21 protein-coding genes are annotated in these 15500 nt (G+C 72.1%); 9 read left to right on the top strand and 12 right to left on the bottom strand.

Annotation, left to right across the window (positions count from 1 at the left end; genetic code table 11):
• Positions 1 to 51 precede the first annotated feature (51 nt).
• Together ABGB18_RS03515 and ABGB18_RS03520 are read left to right on the top strand one after the other, a co-directional pair.
• Complete coding sequence (locus ABGB18_RS03515) at positions 52 to 354, top strand: VOC family protein (RefSeq protein WP_347693833.1); 303 nt, start codon at positions 52 to 54, stop codon at positions 352 to 354.
• Between the two features lie 78 nt (positions 355 to 432).
• Positions 433 to 807, top strand: a complete 375-nt coding sequence (locus ABGB18_RS03520) for a metalloregulator ArsR/SmtB family transcription factor (protein ID WP_347693834.1) — start codon at positions 433 to 435, stop codon at positions 805 to 807.
• 4 nt (positions 808 to 811) lie between these two features.
• Here ABGB18_RS03520 and ABGB18_RS03525 read toward each other — a convergent pair whose 3' ends face one another.
• Positions 812 to 1465: a class I SAM-dependent methyltransferase gene (locus ABGB18_RS03525; protein WP_347693835.1), complete on the bottom strand. Its 654-nt coding sequence runs from the start codon at positions 1463 to 1465 to the stop codon at positions 812 to 814.
• A 40-nt stretch (positions 1466 to 1505) separates the two neighbouring features.
• On the opposite strand from ABGB18_RS03525, the gene ABGB18_RS03530 reads away from it, so the two are divergent.
• A complete protein-coding gene (locus ABGB18_RS03530) occupies positions 1506 to 1688 on the top strand; it encodes a hypothetical protein (protein ID WP_347693836.1) in 183 nt (60 codons plus the stop codon).
• Between the two features lie 78 nt (positions 1689 to 1766).
• On the opposite strand, the gene ABGB18_RS03535 is transcribed toward ABGB18_RS03530, so the two are convergent.
• The 4 genes from ABGB18_RS03535 to ABGB18_RS03550 all read right to left on the bottom strand — a co-directional run bounded on the left by ABGB18_RS03535 (position 1767) and on the right by ABGB18_RS03550 (position 3882).
• Positions 1767 to 2177, bottom strand: coding sequence for an SRPBCC domain-containing protein (locus ABGB18_RS03535; RefSeq protein ID WP_347693837.1), 411 nt, complete (start codon positions 2175 to 2177; stop codon positions 1767 to 1769).
• Between the two features lie 99 nt (positions 2178 to 2276).
• Positions 2277 to 2693: a hypothetical protein gene (locus ABGB18_RS03540; RefSeq protein WP_347693838.1), complete on the bottom strand. Its 417-nt coding sequence runs from the start codon at positions 2691 to 2693 to the stop codon at positions 2277 to 2279.
• On the bottom strand, positions 2690 to 3760 hold the full coding sequence (locus ABGB18_RS03545; protein WP_347693839.1) for a cupin domain-containing protein: 1071 nt from the start codon (positions 3758 to 3760) through the stop codon (positions 2690 to 2692). Before ABGB18_RS03545 ends, ABGB18_RS03540 begins: the two co-directional genes overlap by 4 nt.
• Positions 3757 to 3882 carry a hypothetical protein gene (locus ABGB18_RS03550; RefSeq protein ID WP_347693840.1) on the bottom strand — a complete coding sequence of 42 codons (126 nt, stop codon included), beginning with the start codon at positions 3880 to 3882 and terminating at the stop codon, positions 3757 to 3759. Before ABGB18_RS03550 ends, ABGB18_RS03545 begins: the two co-directional genes overlap by 4 nt.
• 197 nt (positions 3883 to 4079) lie before the next feature.
• Here ABGB18_RS03550 and ABGB18_RS03555 point away from each other — a divergent pair, with 197 nt between their 5' ends.
• The 4 genes from ABGB18_RS03555 (at position 4080) to ABGB18_RS03570 (ending at position 6348) form a co-directional block, all read left to right on the top strand.
• Positions 4080 to 4724 (top strand): hypothetical protein, encoded by a 645-nt coding sequence (locus tag ABGB18_RS03555; protein ID WP_347693841.1) that lies wholly within the window; start codon positions 4080 to 4082, stop codon positions 4722 to 4724.
• 118 nt (positions 4725 to 4842) lie between these two features.
• Positions 4843 to 5016 carry a hypothetical protein gene (locus tag ABGB18_RS03560; protein ID WP_347693842.1) on the top strand — a complete coding sequence of 58 codons (174 nt, stop codon included), beginning with the start codon at positions 4843 to 4845 and terminating at the stop codon, positions 5014 to 5016.
• Positions 5017 to 5061: 45 nt separating this feature from the next.
• Complete coding sequence (locus tag ABGB18_RS03565) at positions 5062 to 5844, top strand: IclR family transcriptional regulator (protein WP_347693843.1); 783 nt, start codon at positions 5062 to 5064, stop codon at positions 5842 to 5844.
• Positions 5845 to 6006: 162 nt separating this feature from the next.
• A complete protein-coding gene (locus ABGB18_RS03570) occupies positions 6007 to 6348 on the top strand; it encodes a hypothetical protein (RefSeq protein WP_347693844.1) in 342 nt (113 codons plus the stop codon).
• A gap of 16 nt (positions 6349 to 6364) precedes the next feature.
• Here the strand turns inward: ABGB18_RS03570 and ABGB18_RS03575 are convergent, their stop codons facing one another.
• From ABGB18_RS03575 to ABGB18_RS03600, 6 genes are all read right to left on the bottom strand, one after another.
• A complete protein-coding gene (locus ABGB18_RS03575; protein ID WP_347693845.1) occupies positions 6365 to 7411 on the bottom strand; it encodes an ABC transporter substrate-binding protein in 1047 nt (348 codons plus the stop codon).
• Positions 7408 to 8175 carry an ABC transporter ATP-binding protein gene (locus tag ABGB18_RS03580; protein ID WP_347693846.1) on the bottom strand — a complete coding sequence of 256 codons (768 nt, stop codon included), beginning with the start codon at positions 8173 to 8175 and terminating at the stop codon, positions 7408 to 7410. The genes ABGB18_RS03575 and ABGB18_RS03580 overlap by 4 nt, the downstream gene beginning before the upstream one ends.
• The gene (locus ABGB18_RS03585; protein WP_347693847.1) at positions 8168 to 9010 is read right to left on the bottom strand and encodes an ABC transporter permease; all 843 of its coding nucleotides are present in this window, start codon (positions 9008 to 9010) and stop codon (positions 8168 to 8170) included. Before ABGB18_RS03585 ends, ABGB18_RS03580 begins: the two co-directional genes overlap by 8 nt.
• Positions 9007 to 9807: an ABC transporter permease gene (locus ABGB18_RS03590; protein ID WP_347693849.1), complete on the bottom strand. Its 801-nt coding sequence runs from the start codon at positions 9805 to 9807 to the stop codon at positions 9007 to 9009. Before ABGB18_RS03590 ends, ABGB18_RS03585 begins: the two co-directional genes overlap by 4 nt.
• A gap of 30 nt (positions 9808 to 9837) precedes the next feature.
• Positions 9838 to 11658, bottom strand: coding sequence for a S8 family serine peptidase (locus tag ABGB18_RS03595; protein ID WP_347693850.1), 1821 nt, complete (start codon positions 11656 to 11658; stop codon positions 9838 to 9840).
• Positions 11659 to 11733: 75 nt separating this feature from the next.
• Positions 11734 to 12174 carry an ATP-binding protein gene (locus ABGB18_RS03600; protein WP_347693851.1) on the bottom strand — a complete coding sequence of 147 codons (441 nt, stop codon included), beginning with the start codon at positions 12172 to 12174 and terminating at the stop codon, positions 11734 to 11736.
• 279 nt (positions 12175 to 12453) lie between these two features.
• Between ABGB18_RS03600 and ABGB18_RS03605 the strand changes: the two genes are divergently transcribed.
• Entirely contained in the window at positions 12454 to 12834 is a 381-nt protein-coding gene (locus ABGB18_RS03605) for a response regulator (protein WP_347693852.1), read from the top strand.
• On the opposite strand, the gene ABGB18_RS03610 is transcribed toward ABGB18_RS03605, so the two are convergent.
• Positions 12831 to 13490: a response regulator transcription factor gene (locus ABGB18_RS03610; protein ID WP_347693853.1), complete on the bottom strand. Its 660-nt coding sequence runs from the start codon at positions 13488 to 13490 to the stop codon at positions 12831 to 12833. The two genes, ABGB18_RS03605 and ABGB18_RS03610, sit on opposite strands and share 4 nt — an antisense overlap.
• A gap of 129 nt (positions 13491 to 13619) precedes the next feature.
• Between ABGB18_RS03610 and ABGB18_RS03615 the strand changes: the two genes are divergently transcribed.
• Positions 13620 to 15461, top strand: a complete 1842-nt coding sequence (locus ABGB18_RS03615) for a DUF4118 domain-containing protein (RefSeq protein ID WP_347693854.1) — start codon at positions 13620 to 13622, stop codon at positions 15459 to 15461.
• The last annotated feature ends 39 nt before the right edge of the window (positions 15462 to 15500 follow it).

Genomic DNA, 15500 nt, shown 5'->3' on the forward strand with positions numbered 1-15500 from the left:
GATTTAGCCGACGCTTCACGTGTAGGATTTTGCCTACCTAGGATGCTCCGCATGGAAATCACGCACCTGCAGAAGCCCCCCGTCCCCGTCACCGGCCAGGACGCCGCCAAGGCGTTCTACGTCGACAAGCTCGGTTTCGAGCTCCGCGGTGACGCGCCGGTGCCGATGGGCGAGAGCTCCCGGTGGGTCGAGGTGGCGCCCAAGGGCGCGCGGACGGCGCTGATCCTCTGCGACCGGATGCCGGACGCGCCCAAACTGCGGGGTGTCATGTTCGAGACCAGGGACACCGGCGAGACCGTGGCCGCCCTGCGCGACGCCGGTGGTGAAGCCCGCCCGGAGCGCGTTGACGGGTAGGAGGGCACCTACTGGTAGTGTGACCAGGTCGGCGGTTGCCAGGGCGCCGGCGCGAGCGCGATCAAGGGCTGCGAAACCATGCCGCGGAGCGGGAAGACGGCGACACCGGACGAGGCCCCCACCCTGCTCGACGATGTGTTCCCGGCGCTGGCCAACCCCGTCCGGCGCCGCATCCTGCAACTCCTCCTTCAGGGACCGCGGTCCGTCAACACCCTCGCCGCGCACTTCGACATGGCCCGCCCCAGCGTGTCGGAGCACCTCAAGGTGCTGCGCGACTCCGGCTTGGTGACCGAGCGGAAGGTCGGCAGGGAGCGCCACTACTCGCTGTGCCAGGCGCCCCTGCGGGAGATCTCCAACTGGCTGCACCCTTACGAGACCTACTGGCGAGAGCGGCTGCGGCTCCTGCACGACACCGTCATGGAGGAGGACGAGGCCGACCGCGAGGGCCGGTGAGACCTCAGGAGGGCCCGCCGGCCGGGTTCTCGGCCAGGACGCAGGCGGCCGGCGGGTCGAGGTCGAGGGTCTCGACCCGGAACCCGGTGAAGCCCGCCCGGGCCAGCAGGTCCTGGAGCTCGCGGGCGGCCCGGGCCGTGGTCCCGGCGTCGGCGCCGGGGGAGCGGGGCTGCGTGGTGAGCGCGATGCGCCCGCCGGGTCGGAGCAGGCCGCGGAGCCGGCGAAGGTGGTCCACCGCATCGGGCCAGAACCCCAGGGAGTTCACGGAGAGGATGGCGTCGAGCGGTTCGTCGAAGCCGGGCAGGCGGTCCGCCGAGGCGTGGATCAGCTCCACCCGGCGGGCGCGGACGGCGGCGGCGTTGCGCCGGCCGGCCTGCCGGACCATGACCTCGGAGTGGTCCACGCCGTACACCCGGCCGCGGGTGGCGCGGCCGGCGAGCTCGGCGATGGCGATGCCGGGGCCGAAGCCGACCTCGAGCACCCGGTCCGTGGGCCGTACGTCCAGCAGTGAGACCGCCCACCGGTTGCGCCGCACGTTGGAGCCGCGATGGGCCATGATCCACCCGGCCACGCGGCCGGGGAGGCCGCGGGGGTGGCCGAACTGCCGCACTATCGTCCCGATCGCACGCCGCTTCAGAGCGGCCGTCGTTGTCGTCACGATGGCCAAGTCAACGACTTCAAGTACGCTTGAAGTCAACATGGACGAGCAGTGGACGCTCGGCGAGCTGGACCGGCGGATCGCCCGGGCGCAGGCGGCGCGCACCGCCATCGCCCACGCCCTGGCCTGCCCGCACGACGACCTGCTCGACTGCCCGACGCACAGGAGTGTGGTGGCGGCGCGCCTGGCCGGGGCGCCCCTCGAAGAGGCCCATCCGTACTGACCCGCGCGCGGGCCGTCCGCCGGTCCCCGCGGTCGGCTCCCAGCGCACGTTGCCGTCCGCGGTGTCGTACTTCAGGATTCAGGGCGCGGCGGCGAGGCCGGCCAGCCGGGGCAGGACCGTGCTCCGCCATCCCCGCCCCATCCGGTCGAACGCGGCGCGGTCCCGCTTGTCGTCCAGGTCGAAGCCCGAATGCTCGAGCAGCAGCCGCGTGCCCTTGCCCTCGGCGACCAGGCGCCAGGTCAGTGTCCAGGTGCCGTTGAAGGTGTAGACGAGCCGCTCGTGCGGCTCGACCTCGAGCACCTCGCACGGCACCGCGCCCCAGCCGGGCATCTGCAGGTGGAACCGGTGGCCGACGACGGCACGGATGTCACCGGGAGCCCACCAGCGGGCGAGCAGCTCGGGCTCGGTCAGGGACCTCCAGACCTTGGCCGGCGGCGCGGGGATGAACTGGTCGACCGTGAGGGCGGTGGCGCGGGTGTCGTCGGGCACGGGGCTTTCCTTGTTCGTGGGATAACGACCCAGCAAATCCTAGGACATCAGGGCCCGATGGCACCCAGAAGCCCGCCGGATGGCGCTCATAAGCCGCCGCTATGGAAGCACCGGAAGTTTCCCCAGGCAGAGGTGGCTGTTGCCCCTCGAAGGCCGCGCCATCCGAAGGCCGGCGCACGATCTTTCGAGTACAAGAATCCTGGGCTCGGTGGACGCCCCGTACCGAGGGCACCGCGCCGATGGGCGGCGACCTGGACGCCCTCGCGTGGCCGAGGCGACGATCTTGGAGGGGTTGAGGGCCGGGGCGAGCAGCCGCGCCGGCCGTACCGGGCGGCCCAGCGCGGCGGCCTTCTCCAGCGCCTCCCGCGCGTCCGCGAAGTCGCGGCACAGCCGGCGCCACCAGCCCGCGCTCAGCGGGTCGGGATCGTGGGGCCAGGGCAGCGCGTCCGTCACGTCGACGACGCCGTCGCCGGTCACCACCCCGAGCCGGTGGTCGTCGAACAGGGCCAGTCTCATGCGGGCTCCTCAGGGAAGAACGTGGACGTGACGGCCTGCGGGGCGCCGAGAGTCTCCTCCCGGTAGATCCCCAGCGCGCGGTGCACCGGGGCGTCACCGAGGCTGAACAGATCCGCCGGCGTGGCGGCGTGATGCTCCACCGGCACCCACGACGGCGCCACGAACATGTCACCCGCCTCCCAGTCGAAGCGGCGCCCCGCCATGACCGAGTGCCCCTCGCCCCGGAGGACGACGTAGACGACGTTGCCGCTGCGCCGGACGGGCAAAGCGGTACGTCCCGGGACGATCCGGTGCATCCCGCAGGCGAGCGTGGGCAGGACGCTGGCACCCGAGACCGGGTTCGTGAACTCCAGGCTCACCACGCCCGCGTCGGTGTCCTCCGCCAGCCGGGTCAGCTCGGCGTCGGTGTCGGCCCACCGGTAGACCAGCAGCGGGGACGGCGCCGGGTCCAGGGCCACGGTGACCTGTCCGGGGACGAACGCAGGGCCGCGCCCCGCGGGGTCGTGCGGGCCCCGCACCGCCTGGCGGTCCTCGGGATGCGGCTCGAAGAAGATGCCGTCCAGGGCATCGATCATCGGCAGGTCGAGGCCGTCGAACCAGAACATCGGCTCGTCGCCGCCGTTGGTGTGGTCGTGCCAGGCCCACGAGGGCGTGAGGATCAGGTCGCCCGGGGCCATCGCGCAGGACTCGCCGTTCACCGTGGTCCAGACGCCCTGTCCGGACAGGACGAACCGGATGGCGCCGGGGGAGTGCCGGTGGGCGGGGGCCGACTCGCCCGGGCCCAGGGCCTGGAGGGCGCCCCACAACGTGCCGGCCGCGTACGGCTTGCCGTCCAGCCCGGGGTTGGCCAGGGACAGCACCCGGCGCTCGCCGCCACGCTCCACCGGCACCAGCCGGATGGCCTCCTCGGCCAGCGGGCGCAGCACCCGTCCCGGCCAGAGCCAGGGCACCGACCTGGGCTGAGGGGTGGGGGTGAGCAACTGCTCGGTGATGGTCCACAGGGGCCGCAGGCCCGCCGCCGACAGGCGCGCGTACAGGCCCTCCAGTTCGTCGGTCGTCGTCGTCATGACGGCACCTCCATGGTGTGTCCGGGTGGCAGGCCGATGCCGAAGCGCCGCACGCTCTCCAGCAGCGAGACCCGCCGCATGTAGGCGCGGGCCCGCGCCGGATCCGCCGCGATCGCCCGCATCTCCTCCTGGTTGGCCCGCCGGCGCGTCTCGTCGGTCTCCTTGAGACGTTCGGTGTTGCGCTGCGTGTCGGCCTCAACAGCGGGATGTACTCGGTGGCGACCTGGCGCCGCACAGCAGCGTACATACCCAGTTCCGCGTCGGGATCGCCCTGGCCGGTCCGGATCCGCGCGATGCGGGCGGCCGCGTCCATCACGTCGTGGATGCCGCTGTTGAGGCCGACACCGCCGAGCGGGCTGTTGATGTGCGCCGCGTCGCCGGCCAGCACGATGTTCCCGGCCCGGAACGTGGCGGCGACCCGCTGGTGCACGTTGTAGACCTGGAAGTCGACGATCGGATAGCCGCCCGCGTAGGGTGCCACCGCCTGGAGCTGCTCCTGCATCCGGTCCGGCGCGGTCGCCGTCGCCGTGGGCTCGTCCGGCGGCACCGGATAGACCGCCCGCCACGACTCGGGCGTGCGCAGCAGGAACAGCCACTGGGCCGGATCGGCGATGTAGTTGACGTGGGCCAGGCCGGGGATGAGCGCGCTCAGGTCGACGGTGGTGCTGACGATGAGGAAGCGCTCGGGGTAGGTGTAGCCGGCGAACTCGATGCCCAGGGACCGGCGTACCGTACTGGCCGGGCCGTCCGCGCCGATCAGGTGGCTGCCGCGCAGCTCGCGCGGGCCGTCCGGGGTCTGGACGGTGGCGGTGACGCCGTCCGCGGAGCTGGCCACGCCGGTGGCCCGGCAGCCGAACAGCAGCTCCACGCGGTCGTCGGCGCGCAGCCGGTCGTGCAGCATCCGTACCAGGTGCTGCTGGTTGAGCTGGAGCCGGTACGGGAAGGCCGTCTCGCCGGCCAGTAACCCGAAGTCGAACGCGGCCACCAGGCCGTCCCTGCGGTCGCGGAAGTGGTAGATCGGCGCGACCAGGCCCTCGGCGGTCATCTGGTCCGTCACACCGACACCCTGCAGCAGCTCCAGCGTGGCCGCGTGGAAGGTCGAGGCCCGCCAGTCCGTCTTCGGCACGGGCTCGGCCTCCACCACCACCACGGGCAGGCCGTCCGCGGCCAGCCGTGCCGCCGCCGTCATGCCGACCGGCCCCGCCCCGACGACGATCACCGGGAGATCAGTGCGCTGGGTCATGCCTCCGACGTAATCAGCTATTCCGGAGATGCGAAAGGCATGGCGATAGAGTTCCTTCATGTCGAATTCTGCTCCGGGGCTCGAATCCGTGCCCACATCGGTGGACAACGCGCTGAGCCTGCTCGCCCTGATCGGCGAGCAGCGCGCCATCCGCGTCTCCGAGGCCGCCGACCGGCTCGGCGTGGCGCGCTCGACGGCGCACCGCCTGCTCAGCGCGCTGCGCAGGCACGGTTTCGTGCTCCAGGACAAGCCCAACGGGGTCTACCGGCCCGGCCCGGTGCTGCACGAGATCGGGCTGGCCGCCATCGGGCGGATCGACATCCGCTCGGTCGCCCGGCCGGTGCTGGAGGAGCTCAGCGAGCGGACCCGGGAGACCGTCAGCCTCAGCCTGATCGAGGGCCGCAACGTCCGCTTCCTGGACTGCGTCGAGAGCCCGCGCACGGTGCGCGTCGGCGACCGCACCGGCATCGTCATGCCCGCGCACTGCACGGCCGCGGGCAAGGCGCTCCTGGCCGGGCTGTCCGAGACGGAGCTGGACCGCCGTTTCCAGGACCGGACCCTGGTCACCCGCACCCCGAACTCCATCTCCACCTGGGAACGGCTGGAGAAGGAGCTGGCGCTGGTGCGGCGGCACGGGTACGCGCTCAACGAGCAGGAGGGCGAGGAGGGCGTGTGCGCGGTCGCGGTGGCGGTGCGCGACCTGGCCAACGCCCCGCTGGCGGCGCTGGCCGTGCTGCTGCCCGCGGCCCGGATCGGCCAGGCCGACGCCCGCCGCGACTTCGTACCGCTGCTCGACCGGGCCGCCGCGGCCGTCCAGCGCCTGCTGCGCGCCAACCCCTGACCCGGCGCGCCCCGACCTCTGACACCCCGGAACGTGTGCCGCGCCGACCTGCTCGGCCCGAACCGTTCCCGCCTTCCCCCCAGGGTGCCGTGGCATGAGGTCAGCCGCTCTCCCCGAGTCCGACCGTCTCCTCCGGCTCTGGGCGACCTGATCGAGCTGGACGTGAGCCGAACCAAGATCACAACACTGCAAGGACTGCACGGCCTCGGTGCCGTCACCGAGCTGCACATGCACTGCGCGCGGCTGACCAGCCTCGACGGCATCGCCGCTATGCCCGCCCTGCGCCACCTGACCGTCCAGGGCCTGGACCTGGCGGATTTCACCCCGTTCGCCGGGGTGCTCCACCTGGAGCAGTTGCACGTGGCGAGCTGCCCCAAGCTGACGGACCTGCGCCCGCTCGCCGGCCTGCCCTCGATCAAGGAGGTGTACGTGTCGCAGTGTCCCGCGCTGCCCCGGCACGTGCTCGACGGCCTGAGCGCCCGCGGCCTGCTCCTGATGACCTAGAGCGGGCGCCGGCCCGCTATTTGAGGACGTACCTGTCGTGGTCGAAGGCACGGTCGGTGAGGCCCAGGCGCCTCATGGAGGCCGCGATGAGGTCCACCGAGGCACGGTCGGTGGTCCCCTTCCACTGCGGCAGGTGGATCTTCCCGGCCAGGTCGGGCTTGAGCCCCGCGATCTTCGGCAGCGCCGTGCGGAACGTGGCCGGGTCCCGCCGGATCGACTCCGCCGTCCGGCGCACGCCCGCCTGGAAGGAGGACACCAGCCGCGGGTTCTGCCGCGCCTTCTGGGCCGCCATGAGGTAGGTGCCGATCTGCAGGCCGCGCCGGGCGTCGGAGTACGGGTCTGCGACCACCCGCATCCCGGCCGACCGCGCCATGGTCAGGAACGGCTCGATCAGCATCGCCGCGTCCACGTCGCCGCGCTCCAGGGCGGGCAGCATCTCGGGGAAGCCCATCTCGACGTACTTGACGCCGGCCGGCGTGGCCCCCGCCTTGCGGATGGCGGCGTCGATCACGACGTCGTTGATGTTGCGCAGCGTGTTGACGGCGATCCGCTTGCCGTTCACCCCCGCCGCGCCGGTGATCGCGCTGTTCGCCGGGACGGCGATCCCGGAGAAGTCCTGCTCCGGGTCGTCGGCCGTGCTGGTGCCCGAGCCGACCATGGTGAGCGGCAGGCCCCGGTTCATCGCGATCACCGCGGAGACGACGTTGGAGCCGGCCACGTCCAGCCCGCCGTTGAGCAGCGCCGGGATCACCGCGGCGCCGCCCGCCGAGGTCTGCATCTGGACGTCCAGGCCCTCCTCCTTGAAGAAGCCGCGCTGCACCCCGTAGGTCAGGAAGGCCGCGGGCATGCCGGCCGTGTCGGACACCTTGATCTGGGTCAGTCCGGCGCCGCCACCGGCGGTCCCGGCTCCGCCGCCGGACAGGTCACCGGGATAGTCGCTGCACGCCGTGACCAGGAACAAGGCCACCAGCAGGGCGCCGATCCCGGGCAGCCGGCCGGTCCTCGTGATCGCGTCGGTCCGCCGGCGCGTCATCGCCGCCGCGATCCCGCCGGGCCTCGTCATTGCGGTGTCCCCGCCGGGCTGAGCGCGCCGAGCAGCTCGCTGCGCAGCCGGCCGAAGTCCGGATGGCCCTTGGTGGTGAGCTGGTCGCGCGGCCGGGGGAGGTCCACCTTGACGGTGAGCGCCACGTGCGCGGGCGCCCGCAGGACCAGGACGCGGTCGGCCAGATAGACCGCCTCGTCGATGTCGTGCGTGACGAACAGCACGGTGATCTCGTACTGGCGCCAGACGTCGAGCAGCAGGTCCTCCAGGCCCGCCCGGGTCTGCGCGTCGACCGAGGCGAACGGCTCGTCCATCAGCAGGATCTGCGGCCGGTAGGCCAGCGCCCGGGCGATGGCCACGCGCTGCTGCATGCCGCCGGAGAGCTGCCACGGGTAGGACCGGCCACGCCCGCCGAGGCCGACGGCCTCCAGCGCCTCGTGGGTGGTGGCCCGCGCCTCCTGCTTCGAGACCCCCTTGTAGCGCAGCGGGAAGGCGACGTTGCGCTCCACCGTCATCCACGGGTACAGCGACCTGCTGTAGTCCTGGAAGACGAAGGCCATCTCCCTGGGCGGCCCGGCCACCACCTCGTCCCGCAGCCGCACCTGGCCGGAGGTGGCCGGCTCCAGCCCCGCCAGGCAGCGCAGCATCGTGGTCTTCCCGCACCCGGACGACCCCAGGATGCAGACGAACTCGCGCGCGGCGACGTCGAAGGTCAGGTCGGCGACGGCGGGCCGGGCGGTCGGGTCCGGCCCGTAGACCTTGCTGAGCTGGGCGACCTCAAGCATCGGAGTTCCCCTTCAGACCGCGGTGCCAGAACAAGACGCGAGCCTCCATTACCACGAAGAGCCAGTTGAGGACGAAGCCGAGCACACCGAGCAGCACGATCCCGGTCCACATCTCCGGGATGGCGAAGGACCGCTGCGACTCCAGCACGAAGTAGCCGATCCCGTTGTCGCTGGCGACCATCTCCGAGACCACCATCAGGATGATCGCGATGGACAGGCTGGTCCGCATGCCCGCGAAGATCCGCGGGGTGGCCGCGGGGAGGACGATCCGCGTCAGCCGGGCCCAGGCCGGGATCTGGAACGAGCGCGCCGCCTCCAGTTGCTGCGCCTCGACGCCGCGGACGCCGTCGATGGTGTTGAGCAGGATGGGCCACACCGTGCCCAGCGCGATGATGAAGACCTTCGACCAGTCGCCGGCGCCGAACAGCAGCAGCGCGAACGGGATCAGCGCCGGCGGCGGCAGCGCCCGCAGGAACTGGACCACCGGGTCGGCCGCGGTGCGCAGCGGCCGGAACAGCCCGAGCGCCGTGCCGAGCACCACCCCGGCGACCACCGCGATCGCGTATCCGGCGAACATCCGGCCGAGGCTGGGCAGCACGTCCCCGCTCACCCGATCGAAGAGCCACAGATCGGCGAAATACCGGGCGACCTCGGAGGCCGGCGGGAAGTAGAAGTTGCCCGCCTGGCCCGTCCACCACCAGACGCCCGCCAGCAGGACGGCCGGGACGACGAGCGACAGCCCGAGCAGCCGCAGCGCGCGTCCCACCCGGCGGTTCGCGCGGGACGCCGGGCGGGTCCGCCCGCCGGCCGCCGCGTCGATCGCGGTACGCGTCATCGGGCCACCTCCTGCCGTTGCGCGGGATGCCAGGACAGCACCCGTCGTTCCAGGGCGCCGAACGCCGCGTTGAGGACCCAGCCGAGCAGGCCGGTCGCGATGATCAGCGCGTACATGCGGGTGGTGCCGCCCGCGGACTGGGCGACGATGATGGCCCGGCCGAGGCCCGGCGTGCCGACGACCAGTTCCTCGGTGATCGTCAGGATGAGCGCGATGGACGACGAGATGCGCAGGCCGGTCGCGATGTAGGGGGTGGCGCTGGGGAGCACCACCGTGCGGAACCGGGCGAACGTCCCCAGCCCGTAAGCGCGGGCGGTGTCGGTGGCCACCGGGTCCACGTCCTGGACGCCGTAGATGGTCTGGAACAGCATCGGCCAGAAGACGGCGAAGGCGACGAGGAAGACCTTCGTCGTCAGGCCCGTGCCGTAGACCAGGACGGTCAGCGGGATCAGCGCCACCGGTGGCACCGGGCGGCAGAACTCGATGACGACGCGGGCCAGCCGGAAGGCCGTGCGGCTGGAACCGAGCACCATGCCGACGGGCACGGCGAGCACCGCGCCCAGGCCGAGCCCGGTGGCCCAGCCGAGCAGGGTCCGGCCGATCTCCACCCACAGCGGCCGTCCGCCGGCCAGCCGGAAGAACTCGGCGTAGATCTCGCCGGCCGGCGGGAACCACCGCTCCGGCAGCAGCCCGCTGCGCGTGAACAGCTCCACCAGCAGCAGCGCCACCGCGATGCCCGCCACCTTGAGGCCGAGATCCGGGCCGCGTCCGGCAGACACGCGGGCGAGGGACGCCACGGCCGCCTCCTTCCTAACCTGGGGCTCGTGTTACCGCCTGGTTAAGGGGAACCTATGTAGGGCTTCCACTATGCGCAATCCCTCGTCAGTCGAATTCCGCAAGCTGGAATCGCGCTGCCATCGGCGGTTTCCAGCGCCCGCGGTTCCGGCTCGCTCCCGGGCCTGCCGCCCGCGCCGCCGGGACCCACGAGACCGGCATGGTGCCCGTGGAGCCGCGGGGGTGCTGCGGACCACCAGGTCCTCGGTGGGCGGCCCGCTGATCTGGGCGCCCCCCGTGCCGTCCTGGTTCTCGGCACCGACGGTCAGCGCCGCGCCCGCCGGCGGGGCGCCGGGCGGGTTGGCCGGGTCGTAGACGTAGGTGATGTCCTCGACGCCGTTGATCCCGATCCACTGCTGGAACACCTTGAGGGTGTTGGTGCCGGCTACGTTCAGCCGCCACTCCACCACCACCCAGTCGTTGACGCCGTCGGTCAGGATCGTGGCCAGGATGCCCGGCGCGCCGGTGCCGTCGAGGTTGGTCCAGTAGGAGGCGAGCACGCCGTTCGGCTGTGCCGGGTCGGGCAGCGTCTGCGGGACGGCCTGGATGTCGTCGGCGGCGACACCGCCCGCGATGCTGTAGCCGTTGGAGGTGACGCCGAGCCTGGTGTGGTTGGCGCCCGCGAAGACGAACGGGGGCAGGGTGAAGTTCAGCCCCTGCTCGTCGCCGATCGGGATGGGGGTGACGCCGAAGAGGTCCAGCGGGAGGTAGCCGGAGGGTCCGGTGCCCGGGGCGATCGTCGGGCTGGCGGGCCGGCCACCGGGCAGCGTGGCCTTGGCGGTCGCGATCTGGCCGCCGACCTTGGTGGCTCCCGTGACGCTGTTGAGGCGCAGGCGGCCGTCCAGGGTGCTGAGCACGGTCACCTCCGTGTCCTCCAGCGTCTCGTTGCGTACGGTGACCGTACAGGTGGACTCGCCGGTGTTCCTCGGGATGGTGGACGGCGCGCACGTCTGGTCCACCGGCACCACGCCTTCCTGGCGGAAGAACGCGACCGGCAGGTGCAGCGCGCGGGAGCCGCCGACCTGCTTGAGGTCCACCTGGCCGAAGTACTGCCCGCCGGGCAGTTCGGGAGCGGTGATGACCACGCTGAACGTGGCGCTCTTGCCCGGCGCGACGGACAGCAGCGGGGGCAGCACGGTGATGTTCGCGCCGCTGACGGTCTTGCCGGTGGCGGTGAAGGTGAGCCGCCTGCCGGTGGTGTTGGTGACCGTACGCTTGGCGGTGATGATGCCCGGCATGGTCGGGGCGTTGATCGAGGGCAGGTTGAGGTCGATGCGGCCCCGCGGGTCGGTGGCCGAGGCGAGGAAGTTGGCCGCGCTCTCGTCCAGGGTCAGGCCCGGGTCACCGGCCTTGGTCAGGTCGATGCGCCCGCCGCCCATGTCGAACGGGTCGGCCGGGGTGGTCCGGTCCTGCTTGGTGACCGTGGTCTTGGCCGTGGTCTCCAGGGCCGACTTGACCTGTCCCGGCGTCCAGTCCGGGTGCAGCGCGAACAGCAGCGCGGCCGAGCCCGTGACGTGCGGCGCCGACATCGAGGTGCCCGAGATGACCTGGTAGAGGTTGCCGGGCGGCCCTTCGAGCGGCGACTCGGGGGTCGGCGTCATACCCGCCATGATGTGCAGGCCGGGCGCGGTGCGGTCGGGACGGCTGGGCCCCGGATCGGAGTCTAACCAGCGCCGATGCGGTCGAGAACCCCGCGCGCCGGCCGGATCCGGCCCCCTTCTCCGGCCGGACCCCGCCGGCCACACAGGCACCACGGGTTCCGGGCTTAGCGCTCTCTGGCCGCCCCACGACGCCGTTCGCAGCGCGCCGGGCACCGCGAGGCCGCTGACGCCCGGGATTCGCCTATCGGGCCGTCCGAGCGGGGCTTCCGGCGGGCGATCCCGGGGGCGTCAATCCGCGCGGATCTCGAACCAGACAGCCTTCCCCGCACGCGTGAGCTCGACGCCCCAGCGCTGGGAGAGCATGTCGACCATCTGCAGCCCGCGGCCGCCCTCCTCGCAGCCGCCGGGCGCCTGGGCGTGCGGGAGCACCGACGTCTCGTCCTCCACCGCGCAGTGGAGCACGCCCTCCGAGATGCACAGGCTGAGCACCGGCTGCCCCCAGGCGTGCCGCAACGCGTTGGTGACCAGCTCGTCCACGAGGAGCTCCGCGACGTCGGTCTCGCCCTGGAAATGCCACTCGGCGAGCTGGGCGTGGATCAGCCGCCGTCCGGCCGGCACCGAGGACAGGTCGTCCGGCAGGATCCAGGTGGCCCTGTGGTCCGGGGACGGCCGCTCGCGTCGGGTGAACCTGCGGAACCGGCGGACGAACGAGCCGGGCCAGCGGAACACGTCTGCGTGATTCAGTGCGATCCTCCGGTGGACCCAGCCGCCGACGACATGTCGTACGATAGCCCGTGCCATGTCCATCGGGATCGCGTTGACCAGGTATGTTGCTCTCATCGGATGGTTGCTCTTCCCTGCTGAGCTGCTTTATCCCCTCAAGGATCGCGGCGCGGGTATCCGATGTCTTCGATGCCAGCCCCCAACTTGGGATAGCAGGCAGTCGGGTCGCCCGGATTCCAGCTAGCTTCAATGTGATGGCGGGACCGCTGTTGAGATCCTGGAACCGTGCCACTGCATTGCCTCATCGTCGATGACAACGATCACTTCCTCCGGGCGGCCCGGCGGCTGCTGGAGCGCCAGGGGATGGCCGTGGTCGGCATCCCCTCGACCGGCGCCGAGGCGCTGGTACGCTTCGACGAGTGCCGGCCCGACGTCACCCTGGTCGACGTCCAGCTCGGCGAGGAGTGCGGGCTCGATGTGGCCCGGCGGCTGGTCGGCAGGGCGAAAGGGACATCGGAGGTCATCCTCATCTCGGCCTACCCGGAGAGCGACTTCGCGGACATCCTCGTGCGGTACCCCTCCATCGGGTTCCTGTCGAAGTCCGATCTGTCCGCCGAGGCGATCCGGGACATCCTCACCAAGAGGGCGACTCGCGACCGCGGTTAGCGGGAATCGAGGAAGGTCAGCACCGCGAGGATGCGACGGTGGACGTCCTCTGTCTCGGGTAGCCGCAGCCTGGTCATGATGCTGCGTACGTGCTTCTCCACCGTGCCCTCGGTGATCCAGAGCTGGCGGGCGATGCCGGCGTTCGAGCGTCCCTCCGCCATCAGGGCGAGCACCTCCCGCTCACGCGGCGTCAGTTGCTCCAGGGGGTCGTCCCGGCGGCGGGCGGCGATGAGCTCCCGGACCAGGCTGGGATCCACGACCGTGCCCCCCTCCGCGATGTGCCGCAGCGTGCCCACGAAGTCCGCCACGTCGATCACCCGGTTCTTGAGCAGGTAGCCCACCCGGTGCCCGGTGGCCAGCAGCTCCATCGCCCGTTCGGCCTCGACGTGCGCGGACAGCAGCAGGATCCCCGTGTCCGGCCACCCGGCGCGGATCTCGTGGGCCGCGTCGAGGCCCTCCGTCGTGTGGCTCGGGGGCATCCGGATGTCGATGACGACCAGGTCCGGGTTCCGGTCGCGGATCACGGTGAGCAGCTCCGGGACGTTACCGGCCTGGCCGGCGATCTCGAACCCGTTGCGTTCGAGCAGTGTGGCGAGGCCCTCACGGAGCAGGACGTCGTCGTCCGCCAGCGCCACTCGTGTCGGGCTTCCGGTCATGTCCCGTCCTGAAAGATCGTTCTGATGCCCCGCGCCGGGGCCGGCGGCGCCGACGAGGCTTCCGCGGAGTCGCCACCTGAACTGCTACCCAGGCTGCCACCTGCGAATATGAGCGTATAGTTACCTATTATGAGCGAGGGGTTGCTGCCGTCGTTGCTTCGCCCGAGACGTCCGCCGTTCGCCCTGGGGGTCGCGGTCGGCCTGCTGTGCGTCGCGGCGGAGACCCTGCTGGCCGGTGCCCTGATGGAGCTGACGCCGGCGCGCGGCGTGGCCGAGGTCTACGTGCCCGGGATCCTGCTGGTGTCGCTGGTGTGGGGCCTGTGGCTGGGCGTGGCGACCGTGGCGGCCAGCGGCGTCGCCTTCTCCTACTTCTTTCTGGACCCTGTGGTGTCCTTCAGCCTCCTGAGCCCCAGGGAGTGGTTGGAGCTGGTGGTCTTCCTCGTCGTGGCGCTCATGGTCTGCCTGCTCGCGGCGCTGGTGCGCCCGCTGGTCAGCGAGATCGACGAGCGCCGCCGCGCCGCCGACCTCTCCGCCCGGATGACCCGGCTCGTGCTCGGCGCGAAGGACCTGCGCCCGGCCCTGTCGGCCGCCTCGCGCCTGCTGAGCGAGTCGCTGGGCACGGCTGACCTCACGATCGAGCTCGGTGCGGTGCGCGCCCCGGAGGGCTGCGTGGCCGTCCCGATCGAGGAGGGCGGATCGCGGTTCGGGACGCTGGTCGTCCCCGTCACGGCCGAGGCGGGCCTGAGGCCCTCGATCGAGCGGCTGCGGCCCTCCCTCGTGAGCCTGCTGCGCGCGTCCGCCGACCGCGCGGCCATCTCGCACGCGCTGGGCCGGAGCCGCGACGAGCTGCGGCAGATGATCGAGGAGCAGGGCGCCCTGCGGCGGGTGGCCACGCTGGTCGCCCGCGGGGTCTCGCCGTCAGAGCTGTTCAGCGCGGTCGCGAGCGAGATGGGCCGCATCCTGAAGGTGGAGACCACGGCGATCGTGCGCTACGACCCGGACCTCACGATGGTCTACGTCGGGTCCTGGAGCGCGCGGGGAGCCGGGTTCCGCATGCCCGTGGGGTCGCGGTGGCCGGTCCACGAGCCGAGCGTGGGCGCGCTGGTATGGGAGACCGGGCAGCCCGCCCGCATGACCGGATACGACGCCGTCACCGGCGAGATCGCCGAGTGGGCCCGCGAGCGGGACGTGGCCTGCGCCGTCGGCTGTCCCATCGTCGTCGAGGGGCGCATGTGGGGCGTGATGATCGCCGTCTCCTCCGACGCGGAGGTGCTGCCCGAGGGCGTGGAGAAGCGGATGCTGGAGTTCACCGAGCTGCTCGGCACGGCGATCGGGAACGCCCAGGCGCACGCGCAGCTCGCCGAGTCCCGCGCCCGGGTCGTGGCGGCCGCCGACGACACCCGTCGCCGCATCGAGCGCGACCTGCACGACGGCACGCAGCAGCGCCTGATCTCCCTCGGGCTCGAACTGCGCGCCGCCCAGGTCGGGCTGCCGCCCGAGTGCACGGAGTCCAAGACGCAGTTGGCGCGTGCCGTGCGGACCCTCAAGAGCGTGGTCGAGGAGTTGCAGGAGGTGTCCCGCGGCCTGCATCCGGCCATCCTGTCCAGCGGCGGCCTGGAGCCCGCGCTGAAGGCGCTGGCCCGCCGCTCGCCCCTGCCGGTCGAGCTCGATCTGCACGTCGGCCGCCGGCTGGCCGAGCGGGTCGAGGTGACCACCTATTACGTGGTGTCCGAGGCCCTGACGAACATCGCCAAGCACGCGCACGCCACCTTCGTGCGGGTCTGCGTCACGGAGGAGAAGGGGGCGCTGCGGCTGTCCATCCGCGACGACGGGGTGGGCGGCGCCGATCCGAGCCGCGGGACGGGGCTCATCGGCCTCACGGACCGGGTCGAGGCGCTCGGCGGCACGCTCGACATCTCCAGCCCGGCGGGCGGCGGCACGATGCTGCTGGTACGCATCCCGGAAGGCTGATCAGGGCGGACCCGTCCCGGGGCCGCGGGGCCGCGGCGC

The organism is Nonomuraea sp. B12E4 (assembly GCF_039871825.1).
Taxonomy (GTDB): domain Bacteria; phylum Actinomycetota; class Actinomycetes; order Streptosporangiales; family Streptosporangiaceae; genus Nonomuraea.